The sequence below is a fragment of the Granulicella sp. L46 genome, from assembly GCF_009765785.1.
GTDB lineage: Bacteria > Acidobacteriota > Terriglobia > Terriglobales > Acidobacteriaceae > Granulicella.
In genome coordinates this window covers 1-479 of the sequence record NZ_LMUT01000015.1, presented here as the reverse complement: position 1 = coordinate 479, position 479 = coordinate 1, and the positions used below count along the sequence as shown (strand labels likewise).

Sequence of the window (479 nt, the reverse complement as noted above, 5' to 3'; positions counted from 1 at the left end):
CAGACCGGCGAGCGACGCGTCGACCATGTTGTCGGTGGTCATCACCCACTCTGGAGGAAAGTCAGTATGAACGTTCACGCCAGACTTCTCCCACAGCGGCGTCGCGGTTGCTCCGGGCAACACTACCTGCACGGTGACACCTTTATCCGCCAGCTCGTTCTTGAGTGAGGTGCTGAAGTTCTGCACGTACGCCGTGCTACCGCTGTAAGAACCATTCAGGAGCTCGGGTGCCAGCGCCACGATGGAACCAATGTTGATGATGAGACCGCTGGACCGCTTTGCGAAGCTGGTTGCTGCAGCAATTGCGAGGCGGGTGAAGGCAGTGATGTTGATCTGGATGATTTGGTCGAGGTAGTCCGGGTCGGACGCCAGCAACTTGCCGGCCGAGGCGATGCCTGCGTTGTTCACGAACGCGGTGATGGCCGTGTCGGTAGCGAGACGGTCTGCAACGCGCTTGACGTCAGCGGCGACGGAGAGGT

At 60.1% G+C, this 479-nt stretch carries 1 protein-coding gene; it reads right to left on the bottom strand.

Annotated elements, in window-relative coordinates:
* On the bottom strand, positions 1–479 hold a 479-nt coding region (locus tag GSQ80_RS16435; RefSeq protein WP_158788760.1), incomplete at both ends, for an SDR family oxidoreductase.